The 17158-nt window shown below is 54.6% G+C and carries 23 protein-coding genes and 1 pseudogene; 2 read left to right on the top strand and 22 right to left on the bottom strand.

What is annotated here, in order from left to right:
- Nucleotides 1-4: 4 nt before the first annotated feature.
- The 12 genes and pseudogenes from ACM6HV_RS12895 to ACM6HV_RS12840 form a co-directional block, all read right to left on the bottom strand.
- Entirely contained in the window at nt 5-457 is a 453-nt protein-coding gene (locus tag ACM6HV_RS12895; RefSeq protein WP_414904356.1) for a phage virion morphogenesis protein, read from the bottom strand.
- Nucleotides 454-936 (bottom strand): phage tail protein, encoded by a 483-nt coding sequence (locus tag ACM6HV_RS12890; protein ID WP_414904355.1) that lies wholly within the window; start codon nt 934-936, stop codon nt 454-456. The genes ACM6HV_RS12895 and ACM6HV_RS12890 overlap by 4 nt, the downstream gene beginning before the upstream one ends.
- Complete coding sequence (gene lysC / locus ACM6HV_RS12885) at nt 933-1199, bottom strand: Rz1-like lysis system protein LysC (protein WP_414904354.1); 267 nt, start codon at nt 1197-1199, stop codon at nt 933-935. The genes ACM6HV_RS12890 and lysC overlap by 4 nt, the downstream gene beginning before the upstream one ends.
- Nucleotides 1126-1485, bottom strand: a pseudogene (locus ACM6HV_RS12880) (LysB family phage lysis regulatory protein); the annotation flags it as partial. The gene lysC and the pseudogene ACM6HV_RS12880, both read right to left, overlap by 74 nt.
- Complete coding sequence (locus ACM6HV_RS12875; protein WP_414904353.1) at nt 1482-1688, bottom strand: hypothetical protein; 207 nt, start codon at nt 1686-1688, stop codon at nt 1482-1484. The gene ACM6HV_RS12875 and the pseudogene ACM6HV_RS12880, both read right to left, overlap by 4 nt.
- Nucleotides 1685-2524: an N-acetylmuramidase domain-containing protein gene (locus ACM6HV_RS12870; protein WP_414904352.1), complete on the bottom strand. Its 840-nt coding sequence runs from the start codon at nt 2522-2524 to the stop codon at nt 1685-1687. The genes ACM6HV_RS12875 and ACM6HV_RS12870 overlap by 4 nt, the downstream gene beginning before the upstream one ends.
- Nucleotides 2521-2835, bottom strand: coding sequence for a phage holin, lambda family (locus ACM6HV_RS12865; protein WP_222017203.1), 315 nt, complete (start codon nt 2833-2835; stop codon nt 2521-2523). The genes ACM6HV_RS12870 and ACM6HV_RS12865 overlap by 4 nt, the downstream gene beginning before the upstream one ends.
- A 62-nt stretch (nt 2836-2897) precedes the next feature.
- Nucleotides 2898-3110 carry a tail protein X gene (locus tag ACM6HV_RS12860; protein WP_243241477.1) on the bottom strand — a complete coding sequence of 71 codons (213 nt, stop codon included), beginning with the start codon at nt 3108-3110 and terminating at the stop codon, nt 2898-2900.
- Nucleotides 3110-3574 carry a head completion/stabilization protein gene (locus ACM6HV_RS12855; RefSeq protein ID WP_414904351.1) on the bottom strand — a complete coding sequence of 155 codons (465 nt, stop codon included), beginning with the start codon at nt 3572-3574 and terminating at the stop codon, nt 3110-3112. Before ACM6HV_RS12855 ends, ACM6HV_RS12860 begins: the two co-directional genes overlap by 1 nt.
- A 98-nt stretch (nt 3575-3672) precedes the next feature.
- Nucleotides 3673-4377 (bottom strand): terminase endonuclease subunit, encoded by a 705-nt coding sequence (locus tag ACM6HV_RS12850; RefSeq protein ID WP_414904473.1) that lies wholly within the window; start codon nt 4375-4377, stop codon nt 3673-3675.
- 2 nt (nt 4378-4379) lie between these two features.
- On the bottom strand, nt 4380-5384 hold the full coding sequence (locus tag ACM6HV_RS12845) for a phage major capsid protein, P2 family (RefSeq protein ID WP_414904350.1): 1005 nt from the start codon (nt 5382-5384) through the stop codon (nt 4380-4382).
- A gap of 34 nt (nt 5385-5418) precedes the next feature.
- On the bottom strand, nt 5419-6249 hold the full coding sequence (locus ACM6HV_RS12840) for a GPO family capsid scaffolding protein (protein WP_414904349.1): 831 nt from the start codon (nt 6247-6249) through the stop codon (nt 5419-5421).
- Nucleotides 6250-6406: 157 nt separating this feature from the next.
- On the opposite strand from ACM6HV_RS12840, the gene ACM6HV_RS12835 reads away from it, so the two are divergent.
- Nucleotides 6407-8167: a terminase ATPase subunit family protein gene (locus ACM6HV_RS12835; protein ID WP_414904348.1), complete on the top strand. Its 1761-nt coding sequence runs from the start codon at nt 6407-6409 to the stop codon at nt 8165-8167.
- Nucleotides 8167-9207, top strand: a complete 1041-nt coding sequence (locus ACM6HV_RS12830; protein ID WP_414904347.1) for a phage portal protein — start codon at nt 8167-8169, stop codon at nt 9205-9207. The genes ACM6HV_RS12835 and ACM6HV_RS12830 overlap by 1 nt, the downstream gene beginning before the upstream one ends.
- A 21-nt stretch (nt 9208-9228) precedes the next feature.
- Here the strand turns inward: ACM6HV_RS12830 and ACM6HV_RS12825 are convergent, their stop codons facing one another.
- The 10 genes from ACM6HV_RS12825 to ACM6HV_RS12780 all read right to left on the bottom strand — a co-directional run bounded on the left by ACM6HV_RS12825 (nt 9229) and on the right by ACM6HV_RS12780 (nt 17094).
- Entirely contained in the window at nt 9229-9726 is a 498-nt protein-coding gene (locus ACM6HV_RS12825; protein ID WP_414904346.1) for a hypothetical protein, read from the bottom strand.
- Nucleotides 9727-9728: 2 nt separating this feature from the next.
- Entirely contained in the window at nt 9729-10364 is a 636-nt protein-coding gene (locus ACM6HV_RS12820) for a hypothetical protein (RefSeq protein WP_414904345.1), read from the bottom strand.
- Nucleotides 10357-11097, bottom strand: a complete 741-nt coding sequence (locus ACM6HV_RS12815; RefSeq protein WP_414904344.1) for a hypothetical protein — start codon at nt 11095-11097, stop codon at nt 10357-10359. The genes ACM6HV_RS12820 and ACM6HV_RS12815 overlap by 8 nt, the downstream gene beginning before the upstream one ends.
- A 223-nt stretch (nt 11098-11320) precedes the next feature.
- The gene (locus ACM6HV_RS12810; RefSeq protein ID WP_414904343.1) at nt 11321-11539 is read right to left on the bottom strand and encodes a hypothetical protein; all 219 of its coding nucleotides are present in this window, start codon (nt 11537-11539) and stop codon (nt 11321-11323) included.
- Between the two features lie 538 nt (nt 11540-12077).
- Nucleotides 12078-12341, bottom strand: a complete 264-nt coding sequence (locus tag ACM6HV_RS12805; RefSeq protein ID WP_414904342.1) for a hypothetical protein — start codon at nt 12339-12341, stop codon at nt 12078-12080.
- 236 nt (nt 12342-12577) lie between these two features.
- Complete coding sequence (locus ACM6HV_RS12800; RefSeq protein WP_414904341.1) at nt 12578-12748, bottom strand: hypothetical protein; 171 nt, start codon at nt 12746-12748, stop codon at nt 12578-12580.
- A gap of 114 nt (nt 12749-12862) precedes the next feature.
- Entirely contained in the window at nt 12863-13666 is an 804-nt protein-coding gene (locus ACM6HV_RS12795) for a Bro-N domain-containing protein (protein WP_414904340.1), read from the bottom strand.
- A gap of 64 nt (nt 13667-13730) precedes the next feature.
- Nucleotides 13731-13937, bottom strand: a complete 207-nt coding sequence (locus tag ACM6HV_RS12790) for a hypothetical protein (RefSeq protein WP_414904339.1) — start codon at nt 13935-13937, stop codon at nt 13731-13733.
- A complete protein-coding gene (locus ACM6HV_RS12785) occupies nt 13934-14092 on the bottom strand; it encodes a hypothetical protein (RefSeq protein WP_243241464.1) in 159 nt (52 codons plus the stop codon). The genes ACM6HV_RS12790 and ACM6HV_RS12785 overlap by 4 nt, the downstream gene beginning before the upstream one ends.
- A 1139-nt stretch (nt 14093-15231) precedes the next feature.
- Nucleotides 15232-17094, bottom strand: a complete 1863-nt coding sequence (locus tag ACM6HV_RS12780) for an NACHT domain-containing protein (RefSeq protein WP_414904338.1) — start codon at nt 17092-17094, stop codon at nt 15232-15234.
- Between the last annotated feature and the right edge of the window lie 64 nt (nt 17095-17158).

The raw sequence follows: 17158 nt of genomic DNA, 5'->3' as shown, positions 1-17158 counted from the left end.
AGAGTTAGCCAGCGAGGTGGTCGATGAGCAGGTTTCGGATGTTCTCCAGCTCGTCGCCGCTGAATCCCAGTAACTGGCGTTTTTCGTACTGCACGTCCGCTTGGCCGCGTTCTGGTCGGTCCTTGAGGCCGTACTGGTGAACCCGGGCTATGCGACTCACCCGGCCAATGAATCCTACAGACATACCATTTGCTGCGCTTTCGGTGCGCAGGTAGCGGGCTGTCTTCAATTTGCTGAACATTTTCCCCTTGATCCGACCCTTCTTCCCCCGCAGTTCTTTCGGTTTGCGCGGGGTGAACGCGGAGCCGTCCGGATTGCGCTGTGTCGTGATGCGCTTCGACTGGCTACGGCGCAAGTCCCGGGCGACAGTACCGAGCAGCTTGCGGCGTTCGCCCTCATCGAGTTTCGCGAGCAATGCTGCGACCCAAGTTTCCAAGACCTGCAGGTCGTTGCTCATGGCGCCTCCCACCGTGTAATGAACTCGCCGTCGGCGGTCCATAACTCGAGCCCGGGCATGGTGAACGGATCGTCGTCGACCACAGGCTCTGGCGGATGGCTGACGACCAGTTTGCCCTCGTCTTGGCGCTTGACGATAACCCGCTCGGTGAGCGGCAACTTGATCGACAGGTCGACTTTGCTGTTGTCCAGGACATCTGCCTCGAAAGCGACGGCGGTTTTGCTGCGCTCGACGTTTTCCATCAGCTCACGCTGATTCACCAGGATCCATGCGAACAGCGGAATGGCGATCGCATCGGGGTGGCCAGCGTAATCCGTGAAAATCAGATTTAGCGTGTAGCTGTATTCGAATGACAGGCCAAAGGCAGCGGTACTGCGCATGGTGCCGTTGTCGATGAACACCATCAGGCGGTCGGGGTTTTTCTTTAATTCCGGTACCGAGGCGAGCAGGTGAGCGCGTAGCGACTCTGGTTTATTCATGGTTTACGCGCCTGTGCCTGCTGATGCTGGTAGACCATGTCTACTTGGGCTGCACATTGGGCCCAATCATTCTCGATCACCTCTTGGTCGTTGAGCAGCGCTCCATTCTTGTCTGGTTTGGTTGCCGACAGGGTGCATGGCACCACGGCTGGACAGCCAGTCGCGATAAGCTGCGGCTCCTGTGATGGCGGGGCGCTCGCGCATCCGGCGAGCAGCGTCAGGCAGATGCTGGTCAGCCCACAGGCGAAGTTCGGCATTCTCATATTTCAAATCCTCGATCATTCGTTGACGGGCGGTCAGCCCTTGGCGCAGTTGGTCTTGAGCGCTGCGCAACGTGGCCTGAGCGGCCCGCTCTTCTTGCAGGGAGGTCTGGAGTTGAGCGGCCGTCTCCTCGCTTCGCGTCGCTCGATCGCGAGCGGTTGAGGCCGCTTGATCGGCCAGATCAGCCTTCATATCGGCGACCTCGATCCGCTTCGACTGGCCCCAGATCAGAAGCGCGATCGAGGCGAGCAAGGCGAAACCGTAGAGCGCCTGGCGCAACGTGCTCATGCGCGGTACCAGCCTGCGGCATTCATCTCCGCTACCGTGAGCCGCTGTAAGTCGCCCCGGAATACCATGGCTTTGACGCCGGGGGCCGCGACAGCGATCGCCTCTGCCAAGGCTTTCACCAGGTCGATTGGAGTATCTTCGGGTACTACGAAAAGATCGCCATCGGCGGGTCTGAATTTTCGGATTTGCACTTGATCAATCATGACGCCTCCGGCACAGGACAGCCTTCAGCGTGACGCTGATAGGCACGCTCCAGCTTGATGTCGTACAAATTGCGGGCGAAGTTGGGGCCGTTATAGGCCTTTGCGAACGCTGCCCATTTTTTACCCTTCAGCGACTTCAGCAGCGCGGGATCCGCTTCGATAAAGCGCACGAACGCTTCGAATTGCTCGTTTTCGTCGCGGGCCATTCGATCGGCAAAATCCGTCACGCTCGTGTAGCCGAGGCGCTCAGCGTGATAGCCCATCACTTGGAAAGCGCCCCAGCTAGCCGACTCCAATGCGCAAAGGTCATCGATCAATCGAGCGTTGGCCAAGCGCTGGTGCTCAGCCGTGCCACCCGCATAACCACCGGGTATTGGGTTGACCAGGCTGGGCTGCTCAGCTGCCAATTGATCGGCCTGGGCCTTCAGCTCGGCTGCGTCATCACCTGGCAGGCGAGGCGTGCCCAGCTGGCGATACATGATGTGGCGTTCGAAAAGAATCTTCGGCTTGCCGTTGTCCAGGAAACCGCTGCCCTGGCTCTCTACTTCGTTGACGGCCATGATCGCGGCGAGCTCAACGCCCAGACGTGTGGCGGCGCTCACCAACAAGGCGTGCTGCAGCAGGTTCGAACAATCCGCGCCGGCCAATGCCAGGGCGGTTTTCGAGCCCGCGATACCATCAATTACCAAGCCAACTTTTCGTTGGTAATCACGCACCGCCAACTCGGTGGCATCACCGAAGTCGCCGTCTGGATTCAAACCAGCGCCGTGTAAGTTGAGGCGCTGCTGCAGCGTGCGAACCGCTTGCCCGCGATCGCCGTGGCGCAAAGTACTCATAGCTGGTCCACCTTGCGGTTAAAAAACTGCTTGGCGAGTGCGCGAGTTCCCTCAACGCCGAGCAACCCGATCACGCCGCCGAAGAACGGCCCGGTTGTCGCGGGAATGCCCAGCAGAAAAAGCCCGTGGCTTGCCGAAAGCGCGAGGGTGCCGCACAGAGGCGCTTCAAGCAGAACTCGGCGCCAGGTACCGCCGCCATAAATGATCCGCAGCGCAGCGATCACGCAGGCGAGTCCGCCTGAGTAAATGGCTGGCCAGTTCAGTTCGAGCCAGGCAGCTAACCAGGCCCATGTATCCGGTTTGTCAGGCATGCGCGTGATTCCGCTGTCCAAGGTTGAAGTTGGGGGTACGTCTGTTTGGTTGGTTCGGTGGCTCAATCCCATAGGTTCACCATTTGCAGTTCCGGGGCTTGGGGCGCGATATCCGGTAGCGACACCAAGGTGCCGTGAGGAATGATCGTGCCGAGATCCGAAAGTCCAGGGTTTGCCTCGAGCACCGCCTCCGTGATGCCGGCGGTGCGGCCGTAGATTCGCCAACAAATGGCGTCGACGGTGTCGCCCTGAGCGGCATACACGGAGGTCGCCATCAGATGAGCTCCACTGTTGAATGCCCGACGCCCAGCAGGTCGCGGATGGCGAAGCGGGCGTCACGCCGGTACTCATCGACAGAAGGCGTAAGTTCGTCGGCGTTCTTGTTGCCTTCGACGCTGGTGTCGTAGCTGCGATAGCGCTCAGCCAGTTCAGCGCCGACGCTGCAATAAATGGAGCGGCGGTACAGGTGGACGAAGTGGCTTTCGCCATTGACTTCGAAAGCTGGCACCGCCGCGATTGTGGTGTGTCCGTTGGCCAGATGATTTGCCTTCACCTTGGCCAGTTCGCCATTCACCTGAATCAAAGCGTTGACGGTGACGACTTCAATCCGCGCGTCAGTGATGCTGCCATCAAGACGGATGGATTCGCGTAAGTGGACGACATCGATGTCAGGCCAGAATCCATCATTGGTAATGACGAATGGCTCGTCGTTGTTGCCGGTGGCAATAAATCCGCTCATGGTTCAGCCCTAAGTCGGCGGTGGCCGGGGCGTCACAGCAAGGAAAGGAGAAACCTGCTGTTCAGCCCCGGGCCGCCGGGGTTGCGGGGTACGCTCTTTCAGCTCCCTGATGGAGGAGCAATCTTTTTCAGGAGGCGCTCTGCGCCTTCCAGATCCTTTTTGCCGCCGCAGCTGCCGTTGAGCTCGATGGCGCGTTTCAGCAGTTCGATACCGGCCATTACCTGACCGGGTTGGCCCGGGTTATCAGCGGTGAGCCCCGCCACCGTGGCGCGTCCCGTAGCCAAGTACAGCTTTGCGCGGACTTCGTCTGGCATGTCCTGCTCCGCTGTCAGCTCCATGGTGCGGTGCAAAACAGCCAGGTCGAATCCGCCGCTGGCTTTCTGAGAGATCAGCGCGCCTTCGGCGATTTCCTCGGCCACCAGGCAGCCGGTAGTCCGCTCGAAGCGATCAGGCATCAGCAGGTTGTGCTGCAACACATACGCTGCGATATCGAGCGCACCGGTGTAATCACCAGCGTCGATGCGCCAGATCATGATGGTGGTGAGTACTTCGTCCTGGGCGCCGTTGCCGGCAGCGAGAACCCCGTCGACGTAAGGCACGTACTCCGGCAGGAGCTGCGACTTCAGCGCGGCTTTGCCTTCGTTCGACTGAATTTGCTTGAGGCGCAGACGGTGCTGAAGCAGCTGCGCCAGCTGCATTTCATAGGCCGTCCCGCCCGCCATCGAAACAGCGGGCGACGCAGCGGCAGCCTCTTGCGAGGCAAGCGCTTTCAGCCGGTGACGTTGGGCGAGCGAGAGGGCCATAGTCATGCGGCCTCTTCGATGTTTTCGACCAGAGCGCCGAGACCGAAGTCCTCGATCACATAGTCCTCGTTCGACGACTGATAGTCGGCGATGCGATCGCGCTCCGGCTCGTCCCGGGTCATACGGCGACGGCTGCTGATCTGGAAGTAGATCGAGAGGTTTTTCAGCGTGGTGATCATGATGCCGCCGTCGATGAAGAAAGGAGCATCTTCGATCGGCAGGCCGCCCAGCGTGCCGTTGGCGAGGATCCGCGCAGCTGCCAGCTCATTTTCGTTGTCTGCAGCGCCTTCGATGTTGGCCAGGAACTTCGCGTGCAACAGGTTGCGATCGACCAGGACTACCAGATCCGGACGCTTGCGGTGCCACGGGTCCAGCAGCTGGATAGCGTCGTACACCAGGCCGTCGAGAGTCTTGTAATCGCCGTTCGGGCCGATGGTGACCTTGCCAGCAACCTTGCCGCTGTTGAGCACGCGTTCAGGAGCCTTGGTGCGGTACTTCTCCAGCCAACCGACGTTCACGTCCTGCAGAAGCTGATTGGTCGCGCGATCGGTCGTCGCGGCCGCACTGGTGCCGTTGAATCCGATCATGATGCGGTCGAGGGCTTGGCGCTCGACGATCGCACCGGACAGACGAGCCTGAAAGTCCGGGAATTTCGCCCAGGCATCGAGCAACGCATACGGAATCGCGGTATCGAAGTCAGTCTTCTTGCAGCTGTAAGTGTCGTTTTTGAGCGAGCCGACGCCGCGAGGACTGCGGGCAGCCTGGTTGGTGTCGGTCCGGCCGGCGATTGTCGAGCCTACGCCCAAAACGATGGCCTCACCGTCTTTTTCGTCGACGCCCAGCACGTTGATCTTTTTCAGGAAAGCGCTGGATTCCTGAATGGCCGTTTCCAGCTTCTGCTGCACCGACGGGGTGACGGTGAATTTTTCCGCCACGGATCCGACAGAGTTGATCGCCGCGATCTGTTTGGTGAAGCCGTTGAAAGCAAGCCGTGTTTCGTTACGCATGGTGTTCTCCTGAGGAGCTTGTAGGGGCCGGTGATCAGTAGGCGGTCAGCACAGCGCCGTCGCCGCCGGTCGCGGGAGGGCGTTGGGTTTGGCTGTGGTCTTGGGTATCGCCCAGGCGCTTGACCAGTTCGTTGAGGTCATTGCTGAGCATGTCGACGCTGGTCTTCAGGTCTGCGGAGAATTTTTTCTCGGCCGCCAGTTGGTCTGGCAGATCTTTGACGTGCTCGGCGACAGCTTCGACGGCCTGGCTGATTTGGGCGAACTCGCCGTCATCCTTGGCCTGTTTACCGGAGAGCAACGCTTGCACCTTGCTGAAAAGTTGGGCGCCTAAACCGGGCTTGTCTTCGATTTCTTCGAAGGTCAGCTCGGTTTCCACCGCCTCGGTGAACATCGAGGTCGCGGAGTAGTGGCGGTCTTTGAATGGGCTGGATTCAGGTTTCTGAGCGGAGAACGCGAGCACGTCGGTGCCGAGACTGGCCGGGGAGTCGGTTACAGCGAGACCGACGATGTAAGCTTCGCCGGTGTCGGAAAAGCTGTCGTCGATTTCGATGGACGTGTAAATCTTCTGTTTCGCCTTGTTCAGGGCGATCAGATCCGCGGTAGGCTCGATTTGGGCAAAAAGAGCCAGTTTGGTCTGGCCGTTGATCTCGACCTCTTCAGCCTTGACTGCTGTCACGTCACCGTAGGCTTTGAACGGGCCGTCTGGCAGCAAGCTGCGGAAATGCTCCAGCCAGATCCGAGCGCCGTAGGTAGTCGGGTTGAAGTTTTTGGCAGCCTGTTCCAGCCAGCTGCGTTTGATGGTGCGCTTGTCCGAGGTAGCGCCCTCAACGGCGACACGGAACCAGTTGCTGCGAAATTTCTTCATGTCGGGAATCCCTCAAAGCTGTGCTGCTGGGTGCAGTTACGTTGAGGTACATCCTCGGCAGTCGCGCGATCACGGGCAATCGACGCCAGTTGTAGGCCCGTGCGCTACATGGCACATCGCTACGCCTTCACGCGCGCGAGGCGTCAGCATCGCCGCCATGACTACAGCCGCAGCCACTCCCATCCGCGATAACCGCCGTCAGGCCAAGTTCCTCTACTGGACTGGCCTGCGGATCTGCGCGATCGCAGAAATGCTAGATGAAAAGGAAAAGACCGTTCATGCGTGGAAAACGCGGGACGAGTGGGATCGAGCCGATAACGTGGAGCGTATCGGCGGTGCGCTGGAAGCGCGGCTGGTACAACTGATCCTTAAAGACGGCAAAACCGGCGGCGACTTCAAGGAGATCGACCTGCTGCATCGTCAGCTGGAACGGCAAGCGCGGATCGAGCGTTACAAGTCCGGTGGCACCGACACCGACCTCAACCCCAATCTGGGCAAACGCAACGAAGGCCCGAAGAAGAAAGCGGCTCGCAATGAGTTCAGCGAAGACCAGATCGAGCTGCTCACTGAGGCATTTAAAGACGGTTGCTTTGGCTATCAACTGGACTGGTACCGGGCGAGTAATCAGCGCACCAGGGCGATCCTCAAAAGCCGGCAGATCGGTGCCACCTACTACTTTGCTCGCGAGGCGTTCATTGACGCTCTGGTCACCGGGCGAAACCAGATTTTCCTCTCAGCGTCGAAGAATCAGGCGCACATCTTCAAGGCCTACATCCAAGGGTTCGCCCGCGAAGTTTGCGGTGTCGAGCTCACCGGTGACCCGATCATTCTGGCGAATGGCGCCGAGCTGCATTTCCTCGGTACCAACGCCCGAACCGCTCAGGGTTACCATGGTAATTTCTACTTCGACGAGTTCTTCTGGACGTTCAAATTCAACGAGCTGAACAAGGTCGCCAGCGGCATGGCGATGCAGAAGCAATACCGGCGCACCTACTTTTCCACGCCATCGAGCATGGCGCATGAGGCCTACACGTTCTGGACCGGTGAACGCTTCAACAAGGGCAAGCCTGTCGCCCAGCGGTTGAAACTAGACGTGTCGCACGACGCGCTGCAGCAGGGCCGACTCTGCGAGGACAGGATCTGGCGCCAGATCGTCACCATCTTGGATGCGGAGCAGCGCGGTTGCGACCTGTTTGACCTTGAAGAGCTACGCCTCGAGTACAACGCGGACGCCTTTGCCAACCTGTTGATGTGCCAGTTCGTCGACGACGGGGCGAGCATATTCCCGCTCAACGTTCTGCAGCCTTGCATGGTCGACAGCTGGGTTGAATGGTCCGAGGACTACAAACCCTTCGCCGCGCGGCCGTTCGCCGATCGGCAGGTTTGGATTGGTTACGATCCGGCGGAAACCGGTGATAGCTCCGGCCTGGTGGTCGTGGCTCCGCCAACCGTGCCCGGTGGGAAGTTCCGGGTGCTCGAGCGCCACCAATTCCGTGGGATGGACTTCGCCGCCCAGGCCGAGGCGATCCGCTTGGTCACGATGCGCTACTGGGTGACATACATCGGCATCGACATCACGGGCATGGGCTCTGGCGTGGCCCAGCTGGTGCGCCAATTCTTCCCCAACGTGACAACGTTCAGCTATTCCCCCGAGGTCAAGACGCGCCTGGTGCTCAAGGCCTACGACGTGATTCACAAAGGGCGCTTGGAGTTCGACGCCGGCTGGATCGACATGGCGCAGTCGCTCATGGCGATCCGCAAGACCATCACGGCCAGCGGCCGGCAATTCACCTACACGGCAGGCCGAACCGACGAGACAGGGCACGCGGATCTCGCATGGGCTCTTTTCCACGCATTGCAGAACGAACCGCTTGAGGGCCAAACCTCAACGAATACCGGCTTCATGGAGATTTATTGATGAGCAACAGCGGCAGCGAAACCACGCAATCGTCCACTCCAGCCCTGGCTGCGGCCCAGGGACAGCTGCCGCCGTTAACGGGCGGCAAGATTGAGGCTTTCACCTTCGGAGACCCTACGCCGGTGCTCGATGAGCGGGGGATTCTGGACTACTTGGAATGCTGGCTGAACGGTCGCTGGTATGAGCCGCCAATGTCGCTAGATGGGCTGGCCAAGTCCTCCCGGGCCAGCGTGTTCCTGCAGTCGGGTTTGAATTTCAAACGCAACATGCTGGCCCGCACTTTCATCCCCCATAAGTTGTTGACTCGGCAGACCTTCGAGCAATTTGCCCTGGACTTTCTCTGGTGCGGCAACGGCTATCTGGAAAAGCGCGAGAACATGCTGCGCGGCACGCTCGGCCTGCAGCCTGCCTTGGGCAAATACATGCGACGCGGCGAGGATCTCGAAACCTACTACCAGGTACGCGGATGGCGCGATGAGCACGAATTCAAGCGCGGTACGGTTTATCACCAGCGTGAGGCGGACATCAATCAGGAGATTTACGGCCTTCCGGAGTGGTTGCCGGCTCTGCAGAGCGCACTGCTCAACGAGTCCGCCACCTTGTTCCGACGCAAGTACTACAACAACGGCAGTCACGCCGGTTTCATCATGTACATGACCGACACCGCGCAGAACGAAACCGACGTAGGCGCCTTGCGCGCTGCGCTCAAATCCGCCAAAGGGCCTGGCAATTTCCGAAACCTGTTCATGTACGCCCCAGGCGGCAAAAAAGACGGCATTCAGCTGATCCCCGTCAGCGAGGTGGCTGCGAAGGATGAATTCGGCTCAATCAAGAACATCAGCCGCGATGACATGCTCGCGGCGTTGCGCATTCCTCCTCAACTGATGGGAATCGTGCCACAAAACGCCGGCGGTTTCGGCTCAATCAAAGAAGCCGCACAGGTCTGGGCTATGAACGAGCTTGAACCCATCCAGGCACGCTTGCGGCAAGTGAATGAATGGGTGGGAGAAGAAGTCGTCGCATTCCGACCATTTGACTAAGTCGGAATGTTTGCTGGCTAACTAACTGACCGATTTTAAAATTTTTGCCCTAACACTGTCCGATAAAAGTTCAGGGTCCAAAGAACCTTTGTTTATCGCGTCGAGCAATAGCGCTTTGATCTTCGTTACTGTAAATCGATGCACCTTATCTGCTCTTATCTGCGCGGCAATAGAGTCTGAAATAAAAGCTAGATTATTAACGTTCAGGCTCGAAAGGTCGCGATGGGTATTAATTAAATCAGTGCACGGTGTTTTGCCTGGAGTCGCCGTGATTGTGATGCTGCCAGTTTCAAGCTCAGCTTCATCGACCACGACCACATCTATTTTAGAAAGAAAGTCGTTGCTCGCGGCCATAGCTAAAACGCCTTGGCTTATTTCTTTCTCATCCTCAATTCGCCAGACTGAAAGTGTATTGTCGTCAGTTTTTAAACACTGGGTAATTGCGTCAGCGTTGATTGGTAGAACTTCATCGCTTACGCACCACTTGCCCATCGCAATTTTACGAACGAGATAAGCCATTATCAAATCCCGCAAAAGTCAGAAATTACTTCCAATCTGTAGTCGTCGAGCCACTTAGGTGTAAGAGTGTGGTGTGTCAGACTTCGAATTAAGTCAACGTCTTCCCAATATTCAAATGCTCGAACCGCGCACTCCTTGATTTCCGTTGAACGATGAGAGAGTGCTGAGAGTGCGATCATCTCATTCATTGGATGGAATGTTTTCATATCCATATGAGTGATGAGGTTGAGTATGCCGATTAGGCGGCGATCATTTCCACGACTCGCTAGAAAGACTTTTCCAGTTTCAACTTGAGTCATCAACGGGCGTAAAGACAACCATCTTTCTACGTAATGATCTGCAGCGGACTTAGTGCCGGGCTCGAAAAAATCGTTGTCTAAACAATCCTCTAGCCCTTTTCTGAACCTATCGGCTTCCGTCTTGCTAGTACGAACCGCATCCCCGGAGCTTGTAGTTGTAGAGGCACCCTCCAGCCGAATATTTAGCGGAGTGTTAGTAGTTTCGTTTTGCTTCTCGCTAATAGTTTTAGGCGCAGTTCTTAATGTAAGGCTGGCGTTTTTTAAAGACAAAGCTCCTTGGGAAAGGATAGAGGCAGTAACTGATTTAATGGAGCTATCCACTTCTATTGTTTTAATCATATGCCACCGCCGTAAGGCCTTTGTAAATAGCCCGCTCTCTATCCAGTGATTGCTGTAGGAAGTCAGATAACGTCGCTAACGAAGCCGTAACGCGCTTTTCAAGAGGGGTATTTATATCAGTGGTTAGATGTAAGGTTTCAAATTCGCGTACACCATTGCTATCACCGAACTGTACTTTTACTTTCGATATATTGTAAATAACATTGACTTCTTGGTCGATGTTTTTGTCGAAGTGATCGGCTACTACGTTACGAACGTTCCATTCCGTAACAGACTTGTCGGGGAACAAAGTAAAAGCTTCTGTAATGAATTTTTTTCTCAGTTCTTCAAGTTTTTCAGTGCTCATTGGGGCTAAGAACTTCTCGCTTACGAAGCCGATTCTATTAAATGTTATGCCCAAAACTGTTGTTAGTGATGATGTTATTTGGTTTACTTGGTCAAAAAACAATTCCGATGTAACAGCTGCACCTGGAGAGTTTGGTACAGGCATAACTAAGAAATCGATACGGTTAGAGAGGAAGTTAACTGAAACACCGTTTCGCATCGATTGGAGTGATAGTCTAGGCTCTAAGCGATTGGTGTTCGGGTCCATCTCCTGAACGTTACCAGACGGAAGCATTCCATGCTGGAAGAATGCACTTATGCAATTTTTAATAATTTCTTCTGTCGGGGTGATATTAGAATAATCCCCAAATAAAGAAACTTGTATCTTTAGGTTTGTTTCGCCTTTCAACGTCTTGACTCCCTTGGTGACGTCCTAGCCAGTCCCTTTTATACAGGTGATGGCTTATTAATATCAATCCGATTCCACGATAACGATAGCTTATACGGTGTGAGTGTGGAGTCGATTGATAGATCTCACGTTGCTGGTTTAGATGGGGGCAAATTCACCTCGGACACCAAATTTCCGATGATCGGCGCCCGTTACGTCAAAATTGCTCAGCAATCGTGATTGCCTAGCATTGCCGTAATCGCGTGATTGCACCTGAAATCGCCTTCGCGTTCGTATCCAGCGTCTCCAGCGCGCCAACGGCGTTGTCGGCAATTTCTCCTGCCCCAACCCCTGAGATCCAGTGAGTAATCTCTTCTATCGCCGCACCCAGCGCATGCTGATTGTGCAGCAGCAAAGTCAACGCGTCGGCGGTGGCGATATTTGAATCTGCATTGTTTGGCATTTGGGTCGTCCTTGAGCGAAAGCTTCCGAAAGGGTAGCTCATGCTTGCCAAATCAGATTAGCTCAAGCTTTTTCCCTCTTGATGACTATCCCGCTCCGAAATGGAGCTTCTGGCGTATGTCTGCCCGATGTAGCCATTTCCGGACGCCCAAAGCAACAAACCCCCGGTTTTCAGAAAAAAATAGGGGGGGCGTGGTGGTTGAATCTGGTGGTAATCAGAGCGGATCGAAGCCGGAGCGTGAAATGACGTTCTGCAGCTTATCGACGGCTTGCTTTACAAAGTGGTTCTCATCTTAGTTTACCGAGTGGCTGTTGAACTCGAATCAGCCGACGCGTTTCACGAAGTGAGCGAGCGCAGACGTCTCAGCCTCCGTCAAAAAACTCGCCTGCAGAAGCACCCGTGGTGGTGGCAAGAGTAAGGGTTATTGGATCGAAGACTACCAACTCGTCATTCATTTCGGCCTTACTCATAAAAATAAGGAAGGTATAACCCTTACCGCTCAGTTATCTAGATGGTAAGCCAGCGTGCAGCCACTGGGTCAACCCCGCAGTGCCCAGGTAGGCCACTTCTCACCTTTGCAGCCACCGTAGAACTGAGAAGCCGCCTCGTGCGCGGACAGCTTTGCTGGGATTCTTTCTGCAGCAAAGAACGCGTTATCCATGCTGATCATCAGGCCGGTACCGGAATAGTCGTGCCTCTCCGTACCTTCATCGTCATGTTTGGCGGTATTGATGGCGTTGGCGATCAATGCTGTCTGGACTTCGGTAATGAACTGATATTTTTTCCAGTCGAATTCTGTCACTGCTTGTGCTCCATCTGACCAACTTGAATGTCCCAAGCGCCATATCCTACGGTCGATGATGGCCAATTGATAGCTCGCTTCCGCATACGCGAGATGCGGCTAGATCATCCTTACCGCCTGCTTACCTACGCGGTAAGGACTGCTTTTAGTAGGTGCCTCTCAAATAAAAAAGTCCCCCACGCTCTCGCAGTGTGAGGGCTAATTTGACCTAAGCGCCGTTATTTGTAACGCGGCGGTCACTCGCTCATCTTCTTCCAATCGGTTTTCGGTTTCTCGGCCGTTTTGCCCAACACATAGGCCACATGCACCTTGCCTTCGTTGTTCGCGCTCGGTACCACAGCCAGCAGCGTGTTGGCATTGTCGACACCGGCCACCTGCACCACTTCTGCAGTTTCACTCATTTGCATCCGTCTCACTCCTTGTGATTGCGCCGTGACGGCCCGGCCAGCGTAGCGTATAGGCTGGGCCGCTGGGCGTTCTTTTACGTTCGGGACTTACCGAGACGGCAAGTAGCCCTCAACTCACTGCACATGAGTTCGGGCCGCCTTCTTGAATACCCAGCACTTGGTCGTAGTCTTGCGAATATTGCTGTCCACCGCCTTTATCCCAACGAATTGGGGCTCGATGCAGTGCTTCAAGGCGTTCGTCACCTCGGTGCTGATCACAGTCGGGATGCTATTTGCGGCAAACAGTTCGACCAAATGTGGCATGTTCAATGCGATCAGTTGCGAGTCCTTGGAGTGGTTGTACGCGATGCCCTTGGAGTCCAGCTGCAGGAGCGCGGCCCAGAAGTCGGCAACAAGATCGGCCTGGGGAGGCTCGACAGTGCCTATGGTTTCGAGATCCGGTACCGGCAAACCCATTGCGGTGGACAGTTTCGTGATCTCGATACCGAGCAAATCACGCACAGTCCGATTACGGGTGCGCATCAACTCCTTCACCAGCCCAAGACGATGCTTCGACATGCTGATCTGCTGATTGACCGTGAGCTTCTCGCTGAGCGAATAGCTGCCGGTTTTTCGCAACGAAGGGAGGACGTCGTGAGTTACCCAGCGTTTGAACCGTTTCGCTTGGGGCTTGCGACTGCTGAACAGCAAGTTATATAGGCCTGCCTCGTTGACGATCATCATTTCCTGCTGTCCGCCAAGGGTGTCCATAGTGCGGACCTCCTTTTCGTCCTCTTCCAAGCGCGTATATGCATTGCGTGGGTTCGCGATCTCTAAAACCCTGCATACATCCGCAGCAACAAACCACGTTTCACCATCTTTTTCGTCAAGGATCCGGACCGGCTGCGTTTCGAATTCAAAAAGCGAAGGCGTCTTCATTTTCTTTACCTATTCAATATTTGGCGGGGCGAAGGGGGGGTACTACACCCCTCCCTTTTCACGATCAGATCCGGCGATGGTTGTTGTTGGCGGAGCGAATGACGTTGTTCAGGTCAACGCAGATCCGGTCCAAGAAACCGGCCAGCATTTGTGGTGTGTACAGACCTGGGTGGTCAGCCTGCTGGGCGAGCGCATGCACCAGGGCAAGCGAATCCCGCAACCGTTCCAAATCAAACAGATCGTCGTCAGAGAGGCAGTAGGGCTTTCTCATACGGCACCGCCGTGCGTTTCAAGAACGCGCACCTGGTGCATGTGATGGTTGTAGCGCTTGAGGCGAGTAGCGAGGGAGGAGTTGGCGTGCAACGCGGCGAGAGCCATGCGGCGATGGGCAAGTGCGCGGATTTTGGACGGAATGAGGGCGGTCATAGTGAAGCTCCTTTTGCTGACAGGAGCTGCCACGTTCGTTACCAAGCGAATGGTGGCAGCTGTACGCAGGTTGGTAAACCGGGGCAAAAGGAACCCGGCAGGCCCGAAGACCTCCCACGCACAGCCGCCATAACACGGAACTGCGGGCACAAAAAAAGCGCCTGCAGTTGTGAAGATGGGCGCTGTTGCGCCTTTTGCATGTCGGGTTACCAAGCCCGGTCGCTGAATTGGCAGCGACGACCGCACTGTACGCCTCTCAATGTACGGGGATCAAGTGTCCCCGGACAATATTTCATATCACTGTACGTTGCAGCCGCCGCAGGCCGTCGTTCTGTTGTGGTGGTCACCACCAAAGGCCGGTGATTGGCAACCGGTGGTAGGTGGCCGGTGGCGGGTGGCCGATGGTAGGTGGCGGTCCATCGGTGACCGATGGTGGGTGGCCGGGGGCTGTTCGCGCACCATTGTGGGGCGATCGGAGGCTCTAGGGGGGTCTGCACCTGGCGCGCGCCGTCGTCCCCCCGCCACGCCTGCGGGCTAGATAGGTCTCAATTACTGCGCACCTGCAGCCATCCACCAGCAGCGCCCGCCGGGCTTCTCCTGCGCGAAAATGGGTAGAGAAAAACCCTGCAAAACCCTGCACACCCCACTGCTTTTTCGAGCGACCATGAACTCGTTTCTGAGACCCTTTTTCAGGTGACCCATGGGAAACAAGTAATTTAGGTATGTACAGGTAAGGAATAGGCTGGAGCCCGCGTGCGATGCGGTGTTGAGCACTTACTTTGCACTGGCTTTTTGGAGTAAGGAGGGGAGTAATTTTTTGCTAACTATATGATTTTCATAGATATTTTATTTTCAGTTTCTGACCTAGGTAAAAGGTAATGTTATGTCTATATATTACTTAAAACTTACCTAGCCCAATAATCTAGAAGCCTTGTGTCGTAAGGCTTTCAAAGCGATTATGGAAAAACTTACCAAAAATACCGGTTTCCCATGGGTCAACATAAAAATGGTGCGGCGGTGAGCTTGGCATGTGATAGATCCTCGCACTGACATCGGCGCACTTGCACGCATACGGTCGACTTCGCCATTAGCAAACGCTTTGGTCCACTGGTCGAATCCTTCCATCCGCTTGGTTGAACTCACTCTTCAATAGAGTCCCCAAAAGGATGCAGGTGGTCATGGCTAGGTGTCGAACTGAGCATCTCTCTAAACATTCCTGCCTTAGCTTTCTCATCGGTAAGTGTTGCCTGCGCAAGATTGCATGTCATGTAGTACTCGTCATCGATATTCGCGAGCTCCGCCCAGAGTGTAGACATATCGAAATTGGCAATGTACTGACGCAAAGTTATGGATTGTCCCGCTATATTCGGATTTTCCTTTTTGCTTAATTTGACAGCTCGATCAATTTCGTCGTGTGCTGGGGATACATCGAATTCATAAGGCATGCTCGCAGTTATTGCATCGCCGATTCGATCATATATTTCAATATTTGCATTGGCAAAAGGGCCGAAGGTATCGAGTCCATAATTGTTGAAGTCAAATGTGAAGTTTGGAAATAATTCTTCAAGGTATGCTGTAAGTACTGAGAGGTCGCGGGTGTTCATGACTTTACGTAACTGAGCGGAAGGCTTCTTTAAAAACTTAATAACGTAATGTCGGTAATATCTTGAGGAATCAATTGATTTTAAGAACTCAATGACGTTTGTCCACAGTCGATGATTGCTAAATGCGCTTTCATAAAAGTCTATGGATATATTTTCTTTTAAGTTTTTAACAAAAGAAGCAGCGTGATAGTCCAAGATGCTTTTATGTAAAAATGTTGTTGTATCCAGCCCTTCCTCCACCATGAGGCAGGCGACTTTCACAATGTCATGTCTAAACGAATCTAGATCGCAAAAGCACTCCGGCGCGTAGCTTATGGCATCTTCGAAGGCTGTATCGAAGCTAGCGTTTTCCAAAGATCTGGTGCCACCTAGCCGGACGACCATGAAGCAGAATGTATCGAACAGTTGTTTCAATTTCCGCTCAGATAACCCGCTATGATGCTGGCGATTAAAACCCGCTTTTAGGCGATCATGCTTAGTGAAAACGACTCCAAAAAGTTTTTCAAAAAAATCTGAAAGAGTCGAAGGGATCTCTTTTTCAGTTTGATAGACGATGACCACTAGGGTAAGCATCAATGGAGTGCTGATTACACCTTTGATGTTTTCGGTGCAATCCTGCAAAGCTTGGACAACATCTAATCGCTTGCTACTTGAAGTTATTAACTTCGAGATAAACGGATCGTAATCGTCTTGGGTAAGTTTGACCAGCTTAAGTACTTGGAAGCCGTTAGTATTCTGAATATGGTTTCTTGGTCGGCTGGAAATTATAATCTTGAGTTCTGGATTTCGGGTTTGTATGTTGCCCAACTCATAGATTACGTCTCCGACACATTCACTAGGAATTTCATCAAACCCATCGAGTAATAAAATGATTTTTCCGGAGTCTGCGAGATAGTCGAAAGTCGTCTGGGCACCGTCGACGCCTAACGTCTCTAAGAAGGCGGATATTGCATCCGGGAGTGAGCGTTTCGGTGTGATGGTTCGAAGTTCAATAAACACAGGAATCAAAACACTGTTAGCGAGATTCAGTGCAGAGCTAGCCAAGTGCCTCATAAAAATAGATTTGCCTTGGCCTACAATGCCCTCGATAACTAGGTTACCTGGCGGAAGACATGTGATGTCATCAGTAGAGATCAGTAGTGGATGCTCGCCTGAACCCGGCTTTGTCTGAAGTTTAGAGGGAAAGTAGAATTGTCGGAGCGAGACCTCTGTCTCTGGAGACCAGATGGTCTTGACTTTCTCAATTCGTCCCAAGGCAATGCACGCTTTTTTAATGCCGGCATTTGTCTTCCATCGATCCAGTCCGCCCTGAACGACGCCTTTCGCCCCTTTGTAAAGGTCAGCGCATAATGGAGTAAGAGCTCTTGTTAGCGCGATAGTCGTCAGGGTAGCGGTCATAACAATTCCCTTGTTAGCACAACTGATATCGATGGGGGCAGGCACGCTCGTCAGATGCGATCAC

This window comes from Pseudomonas sp. IT-P260 (assembly GCF_949768395.1).
GTDB classification, from domain to species: Bacteria; Pseudomonadota; Gammaproteobacteria; order Pseudomonadales; family Pseudomonadaceae; genus Aquipseudomonas; species Aquipseudomonas parakoreensis.
This window is presented reverse-complemented; position numbering and strand designations above follow the sequence as displayed.

Excerpts from the sequence above, each read along its gene's own strand:
- ACM6HV_RS12895 (WP_414904356.1), bottom strand. The coding sequence starts at position 457 with ATGAGCAACGACCTGCAGGTCTTGGAAACTTGGGTCGCAGCATTGCTC.
- ACM6HV_RS12890 (WP_414904355.1), bottom strand. The coding sequence starts at position 936 with ATGAATAAACCAGAGTCGCTACGCGCTCACCTGCTCGCCTCGGTACCG.
- lysC (WP_414904354.1), bottom strand. The coding sequence starts at position 1,199 with ATGAGAATGCCGAACTTCGCCTGTGGGCTGACCAGCATCTGCCTGACG.
- ACM6HV_RS12875 (WP_414904353.1), bottom strand. The coding sequence starts at position 1,688 with ATGATTGATCAAGTGCAAATCCGAAAATTCAGACCCGCCGATGGCGAT.
- ACM6HV_RS12870 (WP_414904352.1), bottom strand. The coding sequence starts at position 2,524 with ATGAGTACTTTGCGCCACGGCGATCGCGGGCAAGCGGTTCGCACGCTG.
- ACM6HV_RS12865 (WP_222017203.1), bottom strand. The coding sequence starts at position 2,835 with ATGCCTGACAAACCGGATACATGGGCCTGGTTAGCTGCCTGGCTCGAA.
- ACM6HV_RS12860 (WP_243241477.1), bottom strand. The coding sequence starts at position 3,110 with ATGGCGACCTCCGTGTATGCCGCTCAGGGCGACACCGTCGACGCCATT.
- ACM6HV_RS12855 (WP_414904351.1), bottom strand. The coding sequence starts at position 3,574 with ATGAGCGGATTTATTGCCACCGGCAACAACGACGAGCCATTCGTCATT.
- ACM6HV_RS12850 (WP_414904473.1), bottom strand. The coding sequence starts at position 4,377 with ATGGCCCTCTCGCTCGCCCAACGTCACCGGCTGAAAGCGCTTGCCTCG.
- ACM6HV_RS12845 (WP_414904350.1), bottom strand. The coding sequence starts at position 5,384 with ATGCGTAACGAAACACGGCTTGCTTTCAACGGCTTCACCAAACAGATC.
- ACM6HV_RS12840 (WP_414904349.1), bottom strand. The coding sequence starts at position 6,249 with ATGAAGAAATTTCGCAGCAACTGGTTCCGTGTCGCCGTTGAGGGCGCT.
- ACM6HV_RS12835 (WP_414904348.1), top strand. The coding sequence starts at position 6,407 with ATGACTACAGCCGCAGCCACTCCCATCCGCGATAACCGCCGTCAGGCC.
- ACM6HV_RS12830 (WP_414904347.1), top strand. The coding sequence starts at position 8,167 with ATGAGCAACAGCGGCAGCGAAACCACGCAATCGTCCACTCCAGCCCTG.
- ACM6HV_RS12825 (WP_414904346.1), bottom strand. The coding sequence starts at position 9,726 with ATGGCTTATCTCGTTCGTAAAATTGCGATGGGCAAGTGGTGCGTAAGC.
- ACM6HV_RS12820 (WP_414904345.1), bottom strand. The coding sequence starts at position 10,364 with ATGATTAAAACAATAGAAGTGGATAGCTCCATTAAATCAGTTACTGCC.
- ACM6HV_RS12810 (WP_414904343.1), bottom strand. The coding sequence starts at position 11,539 with ATGCCAAACAATGCAGATTCAAATATCGCCACCGCCGACGCGTTGACT.
- ACM6HV_RS12800 (WP_414904341.1), bottom strand. The coding sequence starts at position 12,748 with ATGCAAATGAGTGAAACTGCAGAAGTGGTGCAGGTGGCCGGTGTCGAC.
- ACM6HV_RS12795 (WP_414904340.1), bottom strand. The coding sequence starts at position 13,666 with ATGAAGACGCCTTCGCTTTTTGAATTCGAAACGCAGCCGGTCCGGATC.
- ACM6HV_RS12790 (WP_414904339.1), bottom strand. The coding sequence starts at position 13,937 with ATGAGAAAGCCCTACTGCCTCTCTGACGACGATCTGTTTGATTTGGAA.
- ACM6HV_RS12785 (WP_243241464.1), bottom strand. The coding sequence starts at position 14,092 with ATGACCGCCCTCATTCCGTCCAAAATCCGCGCACTTGCCCATCGCCGC.
- ACM6HV_RS12780 (WP_414904338.1), bottom strand. The coding sequence starts at position 17,094 with ATGACCGCTACCCTGACGACTATCGCGCTAACAAGAGCTCTTACTCCA.